General features: G+C 61.1%; 10 protein-coding genes. 1 reads left to right on the forward strand and 9 read right to left on the reverse strand.

From position 1 onward, the window contains the following. Nucleotides 1-395: 395 nt before the first annotated feature. The 9 genes from BLU01_RS04860 to BLU01_RS04900 form a co-directional block, all read right to left on the reverse strand. Nucleotides 396-3,998, reverse strand: a complete 3,603-nt coding sequence (locus tag BLU01_RS04860) for a glycosyltransferase (RefSeq protein ID WP_092271495.1) — start codon at nucleotides 3,996-3,998, stop codon at nucleotides 396-398. Nucleotides 3,999-4,110: 112 nt separating this feature from the next. Further along, nucleotides 4,111-5,679 (reverse strand): flagellar hook-associated protein 3, encoded by a 1,569-nt coding sequence (locus tag BLU01_RS04865; protein ID WP_092271497.1) that lies wholly within the window; start codon nucleotides 5,677-5,679, stop codon nucleotides 4,111-4,113. Nucleotides 5,680-5,692: 13 nt separating this feature from the next. Further along, the gene (gene flgK / locus BLU01_RS04870; protein ID WP_092271499.1) at nucleotides 5,693-7,735 is read right to left on the reverse strand and encodes a flagellar hook-associated protein FlgK; all 2,043 of its coding nucleotides are present in this window, start codon (nucleotides 7,733-7,735) and stop codon (nucleotides 5,693-5,695) included. Between the two features lie 24 nt (nucleotides 7,736-7,759). Continuing rightward, nucleotides 7,760-9,094: a flagellar assembly peptidoglycan hydrolase FlgJ gene (gene flgJ, locus BLU01_RS04875; RefSeq protein WP_092271501.1), complete on the reverse strand. Its 1,335-nt coding sequence runs from the start codon at nucleotides 9,092-9,094 to the stop codon at nucleotides 7,760-7,762. A gap of 11 nt (nucleotides 9,095-9,105) precedes the next feature. Then, nucleotides 9,106-10,212: a flagellar basal body P-ring protein FlgI gene (locus tag BLU01_RS04880; RefSeq protein ID WP_092271503.1), complete on the reverse strand. Its 1,107-nt coding sequence runs from the start codon at nucleotides 10,210-10,212 to the stop codon at nucleotides 9,106-9,108. A 9-nt stretch (nucleotides 10,213-10,221) separates the two neighbouring features. Then, nucleotides 10,222-10,917 carry a flagellar basal body L-ring protein FlgH gene (gene flgH, locus BLU01_RS04885; protein ID WP_092271505.1) on the reverse strand — a complete coding sequence of 232 codons (696 nt, stop codon included), beginning with the start codon at nucleotides 10,915-10,917 and terminating at the stop codon, nucleotides 10,222-10,224. A gap of 52 nt (nucleotides 10,918-10,969) precedes the next feature. Continuing rightward, on the reverse strand, nucleotides 10,970-11,755 hold the full coding sequence (gene flgG / locus BLU01_RS04890) for a flagellar basal-body rod protein FlgG (protein ID WP_092271507.1): 786 nt from the start codon (nucleotides 11,753-11,755) through the stop codon (nucleotides 10,970-10,972). A gap of 45 nt (nucleotides 11,756-11,800) precedes the next feature. Beyond that, nucleotides 11,801-12,541: a flagellar basal body rod protein FlgF gene (locus BLU01_RS04895; RefSeq protein WP_092271509.1), complete on the reverse strand. Its 741-nt coding sequence runs from the start codon at nucleotides 12,539-12,541 to the stop codon at nucleotides 11,801-11,803. A 343-nt stretch (nucleotides 12,542-12,884) separates the two neighbouring features. Next, nucleotides 12,885-14,444, reverse strand: a complete 1,560-nt coding sequence (locus tag BLU01_RS04900) for a sigma-54-dependent transcriptional regulator (RefSeq protein ID WP_092271511.1) — start codon at nucleotides 14,442-14,444, stop codon at nucleotides 12,885-12,887. Nucleotides 14,445-14,848: 404 nt separating this feature from the next. On the opposite strand from BLU01_RS04900, the gene phhA reads away from it, so the two are divergent. Beyond that, a complete protein-coding gene (phhA, locus tag BLU01_RS04905) occupies nucleotides 14,849-15,640 on the forward strand; it encodes a phenylalanine 4-monooxygenase (RefSeq protein ID WP_092271513.1) in 792 nt (263 codons plus the stop codon). Nucleotides 15,641-15,695 lie beyond the last annotated feature (55 nt).

Here is a 15,695-nt window from a genome sequence, read left to right on the forward strand (position 1 = left end):
CGCGCACGGCACCGCTGACAACGCCGTCAGTGCTCGTTTTATGGCGATATAAAGGGGGGCTTGCAGGAAACGCGCCAGCTCACGACCAGGAAAACCTGTGGGAGCGAGGCTTGCTCCCACAGTGATCGTGGTGAATCTGGATGGAGGCATCACCACCAACTCCTGTAGGAGCGAGGCTTGCCCGCGAAGACGGTGGCACCTTCAACATCAAGTCAACTGATAAACCGCCATCGCGGGCAAGCCATGCTCCCACAGTGATCGTGCTGGATCTGGATGGAGGCATCACCACCAACTCCTGTGGGAGCTAGGCTTGCCCGCGAAGACGGTGGCACATTCAACATCAGGTCAACTGACAAACCGCCATCGCGGCCAAGCCATGCTCCTACGGGTTTGGTTCAGTCGGCGAGCCAGCCGTTTTCCCAGTAGCGCAAGTTGTCGCCGCGCAGCACGTAGTCGCGCATCACCACTTCGCGCAACTGATCGCCCATGCGATAGCTGGCATCCGGGTCGGCCAGGTGCATGCGGATCGCTTGCAGCCATTCATCGGTGGTGTTGGTCTTGATCCGCGTGCACGGCAGATAACCGCGATACGCCTCGGTGTCACTGCAGATCACCGGGTAACCGCACGCGCCGTATTCGAGCAGGCGCAGGTTGCTTTTGCAGTCGTTGAAAACGTGGAATTCCAGCGGCGCCAAGGCCAGATCGAGGTTCAGGCTGGCCAGTTTCGCCGGGTACACGTCGAGGCCGATCACGCCGTGGAACTCATGCATGTACGGGCGCAAATCATCCGGGCACATGCCGAAAAACACCCAGTCGACTTCGTTCGCCAGTTCACGCACGACCTCGGCGATCACCGCCAGATCGCCATGGTGACTGGTGCCGCCACCCCAGCCGACGCGCGGTTTTTTCGAGGTACGGCGCTGGCTCGGCATGTCGCTCCACAGGTGTTTGGCGAGCATGTTCGGCACCACGCGGATGTCGTCGTGCATGTCCGACAACGCATTGCCGAGGGCTTCGGTAGACACCACGACGCGGTCGCACATGCCGATCGCCCGGCGCACCAGCTTCTCCATGTCGTCGCTGCCCGGCATGTTGCGAATGTGCGCATTGCGCTGGGGGACGTTGATTACGTAGTCATCCAGCTCGTAGATTCGCCGCGCGTTGGAATAGGTGCGAAACACCGGGATCTCGTTGATCAGCCCTTCGGAATAACGGCCCTGCAGAACGATCACGTCTGGCGACAACCGTTCGATTTCGATAATCGAAGGGCGGTTGTAGTAGATACGCCCGCGCACCCGGTCGGCGGCTTCGAGCTCGAGCAACGGCTGCGTCACGCGATAGTGGCCGATGGCTGAAGCGTTGGCCGGCAAGGCAAGAATCTTCGGCAGCGGCGATTTCGAAAAAGGGCTCCAGCCCCTGCGCAAACCCGGCTCCAGGACAAAACTGACCCCGCCCCGGCCCTCCAGCGTCAGGTTGACGTTGTACGCCGGATCACGGGCGATCACCGGCAACCAGCGCTTGTAGAAAACCTCTTGCTCCTGATCACTACGGGCCTGATCGGCGGCTTGCGGTGGTTGCGCGCCCAGCGCCAATTGTGCGTGCGGCGTCCAGACCACCAGATAGCCTTGCTGGCCGATCCGCAGGCACAGGTCGACGTCGTTCAGCGACTGCGCCAGGCCTTGCTCGTCAAAACCGCCGACGGCAGCAAAAACCGCTTTGCGCAGCATCAGGCAATCACCGGCGACGGCGCTCGGGTTGTGCGCGGTTTGCAGGCGATACATGTAGCCTTTCGCGTGCAGGGTCTCGCCGGCAAACGGCACGCCGGCCGGCCCATGCAGCCCCAGAATCAAACCGGCCTGCACCACTCGACCTTCCGGGTTGAACAGCTTGGCGCCGACGGCACCGACTTCCGGACGTTGCGCGTGGTTGAGCAGCTCGGTCAGCCAGTCACCCTGGGTGATCACCGCGTAAGGATTGAGCATCAGCACGTATTCGCCACGCGCCTGCGCCACGGCGAAATTGCCCACCGCCGCTGCATTGCCCTGCGGTGGATAGTCCTGCGACGGCCAGGCAATGACCCGAATCCGCTCGCTGCCCAATTGCGTCATGCCGTCGAACCAGATGCGCGCCTCCTCGCTCTGGCTGCCGTTGTCCACCAGCAGCAGCTCATATTCGCCGTAAGACGTTTTTTCCAACAGGCTCTCGACGCAGCGTTGTACCGCGACCGTCTGGTCGTTGCTGACAATCACAATCGACACCAGCGGCCGAGCGACATGCAGATAATCGACGCGATTGAGCAACGTCGAACTGCCGTCGCGAATCTGGTGCGCAATGCCCAGGCGTTGCAGATGCGCTTGCAGCAACAACGGATTGGCTTCCATCACCTCGGGCAGCGACAACCATTGGGTCAAGTCGAAAGCGGATTCCAGCAGCACTTCGGCAACGTGACCGATCGCCTGCGTACCGTCGGTTTCAACCAGACGCCACAGCAGATCATGCGGGGCCAATTCACCGTGCCCGGAATCGAAACCGCCCAGCGCCAGGAAACGCTCGCATTCAAAGGCCAGCGCCCGACCGACGTACGGATAGCTGCGCATCAGATCGAGGTTGAAATCCGGCTTGAACACCGGGTCGGTCGACTCGCCCTGCAGCAATCCGCCCTCGTCGCCATACAGGCAGGCAAACGCCGGCGTCGTGGCGATGCGCTCGGCCATCATCAGCAGCGCCGGCGCCACCAGTCGATCACCGGCGCGCAGCAAATAAAACCAGTCAGCGCCGTCGAGCTGCGCCAGCATCTGGTTGATCTGCTGTTGCCAATCCGCTTGCAGCGGCAAGCGGAACACTCGCCCGTCCAGCGCGGCTTCGGTGCAGGTTACGGACAGCACCAACGTCAGGTGAGGCGCGTAATCTTGCGCGGCCAGTGAGTCGAGGGTGACGTTCAGCGCGGCACGACTGCCATGCTCGTCAACAATGATCGGCACGATTTTCGGCACGCGCGGCCAGCCCGCCAAAGTGTCCGGCAATAGCTCGCGCTGGCAGTCGGTCAGCGTCCGGCAGGCCAGCCACTGTTGGTAGAGCTCGGCAAAACTTTCGCTGGCGATACCGACTTCCCAGATCTCGGTGGTCTGCCTGTTGCCCAGCGTGCGGTTCAGCGCCAGTTCTTCCCAGACTCGCGGGGTTTCGCCGAGGCGATCCAACGGCATATAACGTGCCCAGCCTGGCGCGGGCGCGGCCTCACCGCTGCGTGCCTGAATCATTTGCATCAGCCACTGGCGTTCGGTTTGCAGGGCATCCTTGATCGACTGCTGATTGCTCAGGCGCTCGGGATACAAGCGCTCGACGATCAGCACCTGGTTGGACACGGCCACGTTGCCGCGCCGCAACAGGCAGACGTACAAGGCAAAATCGAGGCTGGCGACAAAACAGTGTCCGGGCTCGGTCAGCGCCGGCAACCACTGCAGCAGGTCGGCGCGACGGAACAGTGAGCTGCTGAAGCCGCCGAGAATGTTCACCGGAAACTTCTCGAAAATCGCCAGCAGGTCTTCACCCTTGAACACGCAGCTGTTTGGCGACAACGGCGTGTTTTCCAGACGCGACGGCAACGGCGCGTCGTTGGCATCCCAGTACAGACGCTGGGCCAGCGCGAGGTTGACGTCCGGGTTCTCGCTCAGCAGATGCGCCTGAACCTCGATACACGAGCCGAACAGCAAGTCATCGTCACACAGGAATTTGACGAATTCGCCCTGCGCCTGCGCCAGACACGCCTGCAGGTTGCCCACCAGCCCGAGCGTGCGCGGGTTGCGCACATAGCGCACCGGCACGCCGCTGTGCTCGCAGACCTGATCGACAACCGCGCGAATCTCGTCGCCGCGACTGTCATCACACACGATGATTTCGAGGTTGGCATAACCCTGACCGACGGCACTGCGCAGCGTGCGTTCGAAAAACCTCGGGTTGAAGGCAGGGATGACCAGGCTGACGAGGGGAAGTGGATTCACGGCGGGCTCACTGGCGGTGCGTGCCCGCTCCGGAAAGCGAGCCCTTCAAACCGCTAAAAGACAATAAACAGGGAAGGCTCGGGCAATCGGGCGCCTTGGCGCCCGGTCACCGTCAGATCTTGTTGAACAAACCCAGCGAGGTGATTTTGCTGAAGGCCAGTTGCGCCGCTTGCAGCATGGTTTGCTGCAAGGTCAGGCGGGTCATGACTTCGGCAGGGTCGGAATCACGAATCGACGACTGGGTGGCGGTATTCGCCAGCGTCAGGCTCTCGTTGGTGGTCGTCTGGCTGTCCAGCGACTGCCCACGCGCACCGATCGAAGTGACCGCCGAGCCGAGCTGGTTGGCGGCGCTGTCGATGTTGCCCAGACCGGCTTCCATCGCCCCTTGAAACTTCTGCTTGGCCACTGCATCGCCGTCGATCGGCGTGTTCAGCGCCGTGACCATTTTCCCCAGCGTGTCGAGCACGTTCTGCGTCTGATGGTTGTTCGACTGCGAGACAAACTGATCGCCGCCGGTTGGCGTGCCGTTCACCGCGAAGGTCACGCCGGCAGCGGTGGCGTTGTTGCCGACCATGGTGCCCGACGAAACCGGTCGGCTGTCAGCGGTCACTGGCGCCGCGTACAGGTCGAAATCGGTGGCGCTGGTGAACTTCAGCACCGCCCCGCCCGCCGGGAAGGCTTTGTTGTAAGCCGCCTGATCGGTCACGGTGGAACTGGTGATCACCGCCGTCGAGACGTTGCCCGGGCTGCGCGAGGTGTTGAAGGTGTCCGGGGTCGCCGACAGCGTAAAGCTGTGACCGGCAATCACTGCGTCTGGGTTGGTGTCCCCAGCCTTGAGGTTGATGTTCAACTTCAGGTCGACACCGCGGAAACTGACTTGCTGATTCGCCCCGTTGCTGTTGCTGATAACGCCATTCTGGCTGGCTTCAGCGGTCACGTCGTTGCCCAGGGCATCGGTGATTTTCAGCTGGGTGCTGCTCAGGAAGCTGACGGTGTACGGCTCGCCACCGGCAAATTTGGCGTTGTAGGTGGCTGCGGTGCCAACCGACCCCTGGGACAGAACCACGCGACCATCATCCACCGCCGGCGCGGTCATGCTGGTTTGGGTGCGGCTGGTGTTGATGGTCTGCTGGAAGGCATCCCAACCGGTGGTGTTGGTGGCAACCGACATGCCATCGCCAATGCCCAAGTCGATGCTGCTCTGGTCACCGCTGTAGCTGAAGGTGCCGTCGGAGTTCGGCGAGTACGGCGGGGTGTCAGTTTTCGACCCGGCGAACAGGTAATTGCCGTTGGCGTCCTTGGAGTTCATCAGGCCCAGCACTTGTTGCTGGATCTGGCTGATCTCGGCGGCGTAGGCCTTGCGGTCAGCATCGGTGGCGATGCCGTTATTGGCGGCCAGGCCGATTTCCTTGGCGCGCTGCAAGGCGCTGCCAATCGAGGTCAGGGTGGTTTCCTGAAGGCTCAAGGCGCTTTTGGTGGTGCTGATGTTGGTGGTGTATTGCTCAAGTGCGGCACTTTGCTGGCCCAGTTTGAGCAAACGACCGGCACCCAGCGGATCATCGGCGGCGGTGTTGATGCGCGTCAGGTTGCTGGCTTCATTGCTGGTGGCGATCGCCTTGTTGAAGTTGCGCTGATAGTTGGCAGCGGTTGTTTCGTAATACTGGGCGGTAGAAATGCGCATGAATTACGACTCCTTAAAGGCTGTTGATCAGCACGCTGAAAGTTTCCTGCGCAGCTTTGATGATCTGCGAAGAGGCGGTGTAGTACTGCTGGTATTTCACCAGGTTGCCGGTTTCTTCATCCAGGTCGACCCCGGACAACGAATCACGCGCGCCTTTGGCCTGCGCCAGAATCGCCGTGGTGGCGGCACTGTCGGACTTGCCTTGGGCAGCCTTGGTGCCAACGTTGGTGACCAGCTTGCTGTAGGCGTCAGTCAGGCTGATGCCCTTGCTCGCCGAACCGGTGTCTACCGTCTGTTTGGTTTGCAGGCCGACCAGCGCCTGAGCGTTGCGGTTATCCGAGGAGCCGGCGCCGGTCAACGAAACGGTGAAGCTTTCGTTGGCTTTGGGCGTGCCGCCCACCGTGGTCTGCACGGTGAAGGTTTTCTGCGCCGGCGGCGTGCCGCCGTCCATGATCGGGTTGCCGCTGCCGTCGACCATGCCGATTTTCATGTTCACGGTATTGCTCTGGCCCGGAACAATCGTGCCGCTGCCCAGCGAATTGCCTTGGGCGTCGGTCAGTTGGTAGGTCTGGCTGCCACCGCTGGCGGCAGCGAAGGTCAGCTTGACCGGCGTCGAGTTTTTCAGCGCCGCTTGCAACTCCGACTGCGACACCGGGTTGTAGATATCGAGTTTGGTGGTCAGCGTTGGCTGGGTGTAAGTGCCGCCATTGTTGGCGCTGGTAACGCCGCTCAACGGTGCGGCGGCAGCGATCTTTTTCGGGTCGCTCAAGACCGTCTGAATGCTGGTCGCGGCGCCACGGGTCGGGGTCACCTTGAAGCTGTCACCAGCACTCAGGGCCGCGCCATTCAGCGACAGGCTGAAGCCGTCGATCACTGGCGCCGGGGTGGTCGTGGTGCTGAACGCGCCCATGTCGGTGCCGTCCGAGCGCTTGACCGAGTAGTTGGTCGCGCTGGTGAACGTCACCTGGTAATCGTTGGTGGTCAGCTTGCCGGTGTCCTTGATGGTCACATCGAGGTTGCCGGAACCGGCGCTGTTGTTCGCCCCGCCAATGCTGCGCTGGCTGATCAGTGCGGCGCTGTTGATGTTGCTGAACAGCGGCGCGCCGAACTCGCCATTCTTGTCGATGCCTTGCGCCTGCTGACTGTTGATCTGGTCAGCAACCACCAGGGCCACGCGCCCCAACTCATTGAGCGAAGGGTCGAGCACTTCTTTGCGATACGTCAGCAGGCCACCGATCTCGCCACCGCTGATCACCGACGTGATGTCGATGGTGCTGGAGCCGCGATTCATCTGCAGGCCCATGCGCGTCGGATCGTCTTTGCTCGCGACGGTTTCCAGGGTGTTGGTGGTGTTGCCCATCACCAACGGCTGGCCGCTGCCAACGTAGATGTCGTAGCTGCTGCCGCGCTCGACGACTTGTGCGCCGACCATCTGCGAGAGCTGACGCACCGCTTCGTTACGGGTGTCGAGCAGGTCGTTGGGCTGGCCGCCACTGGTGGAGATTTCGCCGATCTTCTGGTTCAGGTTGGCAATCGAAGTCGCCAGTTTGTTCACCTGCGCCGCCATGTCCGCGAGGCTGCCATTGATCGTGGCGTTCTGATCATTGAGCTGCTTGGCGATGGTGTTGAAACGGCTGGTCAACGCCTGCGCACCGGTCAGCACCGACTGGCGCGACGTGTCGTCGGTGGCCGAGGTCGAAACGCCCTGCATCGAGGTGAAGAATTTCTGCAACACGCCGGTCAGGCCGGTGTTGGTGTCCGACAGCGAAGCATCCAGCGGCGTTGCCTGATTCAGGTACGCGGCCGACTCGCTATTCAGCGAAGTAGCGGTTTGCAGCTGCGAATCGAGGTACGAGTTGTAGACGCGACGAACGTCCGCCAGGGTCGTGCCCGAGCCGATGAAAACGTTCCCGTACTGCTGCGAGGCTTTGGTGCCCTGCACGGTTTGCTGACGCGAATAACCGGCGGTGTCGACGTTGGCAATGTTGTTGCCCGTCACAGCTAAAGAGGATTGGCTCGCCGCCAGTCCCGACATCCCGATATTAAGCAAACTCATGGTTCAGACCTTATTCCTTGTGCCTTATAGAGGCGTAGTGGAAACGCCCGCCGCAGCGTAGTTTTGGTAACTCGTCATCTGCATGGCTATCTTCGAAATCTTGTTGGCGTAGTTCGGGTCGGTTGCGTAACCGGCCTTCTGCAACTCGCGTACAAACTGTTCTGGGTTATCGGCCGACTTCAGCACATCTTGATAACGATTGTTGCTTTGCAGCAATGTCACCAAGTCGTGGAAGCTGTCCTTGTAGGAGTCGTAGGAACGGAACTGCGCGGTCTCCTTGACCATCGCGCCATCCCTGAATTCGCTGGTGATCGCCCGCGCCGAATCGCCCTTCCAGCTAGTGCCGGCCTTGATCCCGAACAGGTTGTGACTGCTGCTGCCATCCTGGGCGCGCATGACCGATTTGCCCCAACCGGTTTCCAGCGCAGCCTGGGCCACCAGATAACGCGGATCGACGCCGATGCGCTCGGCGGCTTCCTTGGCCATCGGCAGCATGGTGGCGACAAATTCGTCGGCGGAACTGAAGGCTTTTTTCGCCGGCGCCAACGGAATCTGCGCCATCGCCCGACCGTAAACCTGCATGCGCCCATTCGATGCAGTCGAGGTGTCGGTTTGCGCCGCCAGCCAGTCGCCGTTGTACAGCGGGCCGGCGCCGGTTGGCGTCGCCGCGCGTTCTGGCAACGGGGTTTGGTTGACGATGGCGTTGGCCGCATTGTTGGCCGTAGCGTTGGTCGCAATGTTGGCCGTGGCTGGCGTCGATGGCACCAGACCGGCGAGCAAACGATCGGCGAGTTTCGGCGGCAAAGCCAACCGACGCTGGTTGAGCAGCGCCACGTCGTTGCTGTGATCGCTGACCGCTTGCGAACCTTTGAGCGAGCGCGAGGCCCACAACGGACGCTCGCCATTGACCCGCGACAACGGCCCATTGGTAGCAATCGTGCCGGCGGCAATCGGCGTTTCCACCGCCGCTTTTTTCGCTTCTTCCTGCTTTTGTGCAGACAGGATCGCCGCTTCGCCGGGCGCCAGCGCTTTGTTCTTCGACATCTGCCGCATCAGCACGTCAGCCAGGCCGATACCGCCGCCCTCGCGGGACATGGAAACGGCCAACTGCTGGTCGTACATTTCCTGGTATTGCTTGGCCGCAGGCGTATTGAGCGGATTGTCCTGGCCCAGCGCATCGGTGGCCGAGCGCATGGACTTGAGCATTTCACCGAGGAACAGCGACTCGAATTCCTGCGCAACCTTGCGCATATTGCCGTCGCTGTTCTTGTCGCCGACCTTGAGCTGATTCAGGCGATTGAGGTCCGAATAAGAACCCGAATCGCTATTGCTGACCGCCCCGCTCTTGCGCATGTCCATGGTTGCTGTCCTCAGATCACAATCAGGTCGGCTTGCAACGCGCCGGCCTGTTTCAGAGCTTCAAGGATCGCCATCAAGTCACCCGGCGCCGCGCCGACCTGGTTCACCGCACGCACGATTTCGTCGAGGGTGGTCCCCGGGCCGAACTTGAACATTGGCTTGGCTTCCTGCTCGGCGTTGACTCGCGAGCGTGGCACCACGGCAGTCTGACCGTTGGACAGAGGGCCGGGCTGGCTGACAATCGGGTCTTCGGTGATGGTCACGGTCAGGCTGCCGTGGGTCACGGCGGCCGGCGAAACCTTGACGTTCTGGCCGATAACGATGGTGCCGGTGCGCGAGTTGATGATGACTTTCGCCACCGCCTGACCCGGGTCGACTTCAAGGTTTTCGAGGATCGACAAGTAGTCGACGCGCTGGCTCGGATCGAGCGGCGCGGTGACGCGGATCGAACCGCCGTCAATCGCCTGGGCCACGCCTGGGCCGAGCAGGTCGTTGATCTTGTCGACCACGCGTTTGGCGGTGGTGAAGTCGGAACGGTTGAGGTTCAAGGTCAGGCTGTTGCCCTGATTGAAACCGCTCGGCACCGAACGCTCGACCGAAGCACCGCCAGGAATACGCCCGGCCGAAGGCACGTTAACGGTGATTTTCGAACCGTCACGACCTTCCGCATCAAAGCCGCCAACGACCAGGTTGCCCTGAGCGATGGCGTAAACATTGCCGTCGATACCTTTGAGTGGCGTCAGCAGCAAAGTGCCGCCGCGCAGGCTCTTGGAGTTACCGATGGACGAAACGGTGATGTCGACTTGTTGACCCGGCTTGGCAAACGCCGGCAGGTCAGCGCTGATCGACACCGCAGCGACGTTCTTCAACTGCACGTTGCCCGAGCCCGGCGGCACTTTGATGCCGAACTGCGAGAGCATGTTGTTGAAGGTTTGCAGGGTAAACGGGGTTTGTGTCGTCTGGTCGCCGGTGCCGTTAAGCCCGACCACCAGGCCGTAACCAATCAATTGGTTGGTCCGAACCCCGGAAATGCTGGCGATGTCCTTCAGCCGTTCGGCGTGAGCACCGAAGGCTGCGGACAACAGGCAGGCGCCCAGCAACAGCTGTTTAAGATTCAACGTAGCCACCTAGAAAGGGAACAGCGGGCTGAGGAAGAAACGGTCGAACCAGCCTGGCTGACTCGCATCGGCAAACGCACCGGTGCCCGAATAGGTGATCCGTGCATCGGCGACGCGGGTCGACGACACGGTGTTGTCAGTGGCGATGTCATCAGCGCGCACCAGACCGGCAATGCGCACCAGCTCGTCGCCCGAGTTCAGGGTCATCCACTTCTCGCCGCGCACGGCGATGATGCCGTTGGGCAAGACGTCGGCGACGGTCACGGTGATCGAGCCAGTCAGGCTGTTGCTCTGCCCGGACTTGCTCGCGCCATTGGTGGCACGGTCGCCGCTATAGCCTGCGTCGAGGCTCAAACTGCCGCTGCCGACCGGGTCGCTGGTGCTCAAGCCGCCACCGAACAGCGACGACAGACCGATGCTGGTTTTGCTGGTCTTGTCGATCTGCGAGTTGGCGCCCTTGCTCGCCTGCGTGCGCTCGTTGAGGGTGATGGTGATGATGTCACCGACCCGGAACGCCTTGCGGTCGCTGTACAGGTTCTGTTCGAAACCGGCCTGGTAAATCGAGCCATTATTGGCCGCCGCCGGCAACGGCGTGCGTGGCAGCACCGGGGCGTAGTAAGGGTCATTGGGCTTTGGCGTCGGCGCGACGCAGCCCGCGAGTGCGACAACCCCACCCAGTGCCAGAACAGATACAAAGCGCTTCATGACCCTACCTCACGGTGTAGCTGGCGACGTTATGGTCGCCCCATAGACTTGATTACATGTTCTGCGTGACGAACGAGAGCATCTGGTCGGCGGTGGAGATCACCTTGGAGTTCATCTCGTAAGCGCGCTGAGTGGTGATCATGTTGACCATCTCTTCAACGGTGCTGACGTTGGACGTTTCCAGGGTGTTCTGCAGCGTCGTGCCGAACCCGTTGAGGCCCGGAGTGCCGACTTGCGGCGCGCCGCTGGCAGCGGTTTCCAGGAACAGGTTGTTGCCCACTGCCTGCAGACCGGCCGGGTTGATGAAGTCGGCGGTTTGCAGGTTGCCGATCACTTGCGAGGCAGCGTTGCCGGCAATGGTGATGGACACGGTGCCGTCACGACCGACCGTGAAGGTCTGGGCGTTGTTGGGGATGACAATCGCCGGCTCCAGGGCAAAACCGCTGGCGTTCACCACTTGACCGTTGGAGTCGAGGTGGAAAGTGCCGTCACGGGTGTAGGACGTAGTGCCGTCCGGTTGCAGGATCTGGAAGAAACCGCGACCGTCGACTGCCATGTCCAGCGGGTTTTCGGTGGTTTGCAGGCTGCCGGCGGTGAAGTTTTTCTGCGTGCCGACGATGCGCACACCGGTACCCACTTGCAGGCCCGACGGCAGTTCGCTGTCTTGGGTGGACTGGGCGCCTGGCTGGCGTTTGATCTGGTACAGCAAGTCCTGGAACTCGGCGCGATCACGTTTGAAACCCGTGGTCGATACGTTCGCCAGGTTGTTGGAAATGGTCGTCAGGTTAGTGTCCTGGGCGGACAGACCTGTTTTGGCAACCCATAGAGCCGGAAGCATTCGATTCTCCTCGTGCGCCTGTTTTACGGCGCGACGTTCTGATAATTAGGTGATCTGCAAGACCCGAGCCATGGCTTGGTCATCTTCTTTGGCGGTGTTCATCATCTTGATGTGCAGCTCGAATTGCTTGGACAAAGCCAACACCGAGGTCATTTCCTCGACGGCGTTGACGTTGCTCGACTCAAGGAACCCGGACACCAGTTTCACGCCGGCTTCGGCTGGCGCCGGCTGGCCGTCCTTGGTGTGGATCGAACCGTCGAGGCCCTTGGTCATGTTCTTCAGGTCCGGGTTGACCAGTTTGATCCGGTCGATTTCGGCCATCACGCGCGGACCTTCGCCCATCGAACGAATGCTGATGGTGCCGTCCTCGCCCACTTCGATTTTCTGCTCGGGCGGCACGGCAATCGGCCCGCCATTGCCCATCACCGGCATGCCGTTGCCGGCGCGCAAAACGCCGAGGGCGTCAATGTTGAGGCTGCCGGTGCGCACGTAGCTTTCGCCGCCACCGGGGGTTTGCACGGCGATCCAGCCATTGCCGCTCACGGCAACGTCGAGGTCACGGCCGGTTTCCACCAGCGTGCCAGCGGAAAAGTCGGTGGCCGGGCGTTCGGTCATGGCATAGGCGCGCGCCGGAAAGCTGTCACCAAACACCGGCATCGAACGGGCCTGCTCGAGGTCCTTCTGAAAACCGTTGGTGGAGATGTTCGCCAGGTTGTTCGCATGAGCCTTCTGCGCCAGTGCATTCTGGCTGGCGCCGGTCATTGCCACATAAAGGTACTTGTCCACGCTCTATCCTCTGCATGCCGGACGTTTGCCGTCCACTGCTGTACTGCTGAGCCTTAAGCAATTTGCAGACCAACTTTCTTTTGACGGCGCGAAGCCCGGCAAACAAAGGACTTGCGGGGTTTTGCGGGGATTGGGGAAATGTATCGGAGACGAAAAACCGGCGGTGTTATGCCGCTAACGGCAAGCGTCGACCTCCAGGCCAACGCAAAAACCCGTGGCGAGGGGGCTTGCCCCCGTTCGGCTGCGCAGCAGTCGCAATTGCGGGCGACGCGGTGAGTCTGGAAGGTTGCAGGGGGCTGCTGCGCATCCCGACAGGGGCAAGCCCCCTCGCCACACGCGCCAATCAGCCGGGTTCTTTGCCGACTTGATGCTCACGCAGTTTGTTGGCAATGGTGGTGTGCGAAACGCCCAAGCGCTTGCCCAATTGCCGACTGCTCGGGTGTTCGGAATACAAACGTTCCAGCACAGCTTTCTCGAAACGCCCGACAATCGTGTCGAGCCCGCCTTCCAGCGAGAAATCGCCAAGCGGCTGACGCACGCCGTAATCCGGCAAACGAATGTGCTCGGCTTTCACCGTCCCGCCCTCGCACAGCGAAACCGCCTGGAACAGCACGTTCTCCAATTGCCGCACGTTGCCCGGCCAATGGTAATGACTCAGCCGTTCCATCGCCGCCGGCGCCAGCTTTGGCAGCGGACAACCAATCTGCCGACTGGCCTGATCGAGGAAGTGCTCGACCAGCGGCGTCAAACCGTCGAGGCATTCGCGCAGCGGCGGGATGTGCAGCGACAGCACATTCAAGCGGTGATACAGATCCTGACGAAACTCGCCGCGCGCGCACAATTCGGAAAGGTCCACTTGCGTCGCGCAAATCACCCGCACGTCGAGGTACACCTCTTCATCACTGCCGACACGCCGGAAGCAGCCGTCCTGCAAGAAGCGCAGCAATTTCACCTGCAGGCGCGGGCTCATTTCGCCGACGCCATCGAGAAACAGCGTTCCGCCCGCGGTCAATTCCAGCAGCCCGAGCTTGCCCTCCGCGCGCGCGCCTTCGAACGCGCCGGGGCCATAACCGAACAATTCAGTCTCGGCCATGGATTCCGGCAGCCCCGCGCAATTGAGCGCCATCAACGGCGATTGCCCGCGCGGACTGGCGAGGTGGCAAGCGCGCGCCAACAGCTCTTTGCCGGTGCCGGTTTCGCCCTCTATTAATAGCGGCGCATCCAGCGGCGCCATGCGCCGGGCCTCGCGCACCACGGCGGCCATGACTTTGGAGCTCTGGAAGATGCTGTCGAAGCCGCGCAACTCTTGCTTGCGCACGTTGTAAATGCGCTCGCCGACGCGGTCGGCGCGGTGCAACGTCAACACCGCGCCAGCCATCGCTTCGCTGTCGTCGTGCTCCGATTGCAGCGGCGCGATGTCGGCGAGAAACACGTCGCCCTTCACTTTCACGCGCAGGCCGTTGATCCGCGACTTGTTGGCGCGCACCAGTTCCGGCAGATCAAAATCCTCGGCGTAACGCGACAACGGAATCCCCGGCACCTCGTCAACGCGCACGCCAAGCAACTGCGCCGCCGCGCGGTTGGCCGCGACGATCGAGCCGCCCATGTCGATCGACAACACCGGAAACTCCAGCGCACCGAGCAACGCATTGAGCTCCATGTGCCGGCGCTCGCTGGGCATCAGGCCTACACGCTTGACGCCGAAGACCCCGGCAATCGCTTCGAACTTTGCTCTTAGCGCCTGGAATTGGATGTTGATCAGGTTGGGGCAATGCAGGTAGATCGCGTTGCCGTGCTCACCGCCGACCTCGCCGCGCGCGACGTTGATGCCGTATTCCACCAGCAGATTGAGAATGTCGCGCAGGATGCCGATGCGGTTCTGGCAGTGGACTTTGATACGCATAAAAAAGGCCCGAAAAAGCGGTGAGTAAAGTAGATGCCGAACACCTATTCCTGTGGGAGCGAGCTTGCTCGCGATGGCGGCGGGTCATTCAATGTAAGGTTGTCTGACCCACCGTAATCGCGAGCAAGCTCGCTCCCACAAGGGTTTTGCAGCGCATTTCGGCGCACATTTCTGCCGAGCCGCTCAGTTAATCGTCAAGATTATGTGACACCCACAGGCCTTTTCAAACCGTAAAAACTCAATATCTGCGCACCACCCGCCAAATCGTAACGAAAACTTTACGAAATCCTCGGATTATTCCTACGCGCGACGCTGAGCTGCTGCTGCATCCCGGCACGCCTTCGGGTATCTCTAAAGCCATCGCTGGACATAACAAAAACGAATTCCCCTAGCAGGAGAACAGCATGAAGCAGACGCAATACGTGGCCCGCGAGCCCGATGCGCAAGGTTTTATCGACTACCCCGCCGAAGAACACGCGGTGTGGAACACGCTGATCACTCGTCAACTGAAAGTGATCGAAGGGCGTGCGTGCCAGGAATACCTGGACGGTATCGAAAAACTCGGTCTGCCCCACGACCGCATTCCGCAACTCGGCGAGATCAACAAAGTCCTCGGTGAAACCACCGGTTGGCAAGTCGCCCGCGTTCCGGCGCTGATCCCGTTCCAGACCTTCTTCGAGTTGCTCGCCAACAAGCAGTTTCCGGTGGCGACGTTTATCCGTACCCGTGAAGAATTGGACTACCTGCAAGAGCCGGATATTTTCCACGAGATCTTTGGTCACTGCCCTTTGCTGACCAATCCGTGGTTTGCCGAATTTACCCACACCTACGGCAAACTTGGCCTACAGGCTTCCAAGGAAGAACGCGTTTATCTGGCGCGCCTGTACTGGATGACCATCGAGTTCGGCATGGTCGACACCCCGCAGGGCCAGCGCATCTACGGCGGCGGCATCCTGTCTTCACCAAAAGAAACTGTTTATTGCATGTCGGACGAGCCCGAGCATCAGGCCTTCGATCCGCTGGAATGCATGCGCACGCCGTATCGCATCGACATCCTGCAACCGCTGTACTTTGTCCTGCCCAACCTCAAGCGTTTGTTCGACCTGGCCCACGAAGACATCATGGGTATGGTCCAACAAGGCATGCAGTTGGGCTTGCACGCGCCGAAATTTCCGCCCAAGCCGAAAGCCGCCTGAGCGCAACCGACACTCGCGGTGTGCGCGCAAAACCAGTAACGTCTAACAAGAATCG

The sequence above is a fragment of the Pseudomonas prosekii genome, assembly GCF_900105155.1.
Lineage (GTDB): Bacteria > Pseudomonadota > Gammaproteobacteria > Pseudomonadales > Pseudomonadaceae > Aquipseudomonas > Aquipseudomonas prosekii.

What these genes read in the sequence shown, in the direction of transcription:
- BLU01_RS04865 (WP_092271497.1), bottom strand. Translation starts at nt 5,679, where the DNA reads ATGCGCATTTCTACCGCCCAGTATTACGAAACAACCGCTGCCAACTAT.
- flgH (WP_092271505.1), bottom strand. Translation starts at nt 10,917, where the DNA reads ATGAAGCGCTTTGTATCTGTTCTGGCACTGGGTGGGGTTGTCGCACTC.
- BLU01_RS04900 (WP_092271511.1), bottom strand. Translation starts at nt 14,444, where the DNA reads ATGCGTATCAAAGTCCACTGCCAGAACCGCATCGGCATCCTGCGCGAC.
- flgJ (WP_092271501.1), bottom strand. Translation starts at nt 9,094, where the DNA reads ATGGACATGCGCAAGAGCGGGGCGGTCAGCAATAGCGATTCGGGTTCT.
- flgG (WP_092271507.1), bottom strand. Translation starts at nt 11,755, where the DNA reads ATGCTTCCGGCTCTATGGGTTGCCAAAACAGGTCTGTCCGCCCAGGAC.
- phhA (WP_092271513.1), top strand. Translation starts at nt 14,849, where the DNA reads ATGAAGCAGACGCAATACGTGGCCCGCGAGCCCGATGCGCAAGGTTTT.
- flgK (WP_092271499.1), bottom strand. Translation starts at nt 7,735, where the DNA reads ATGAGTTTGCTTAATATCGGGATGTCGGGACTGGCGGCGAGCCAATCC.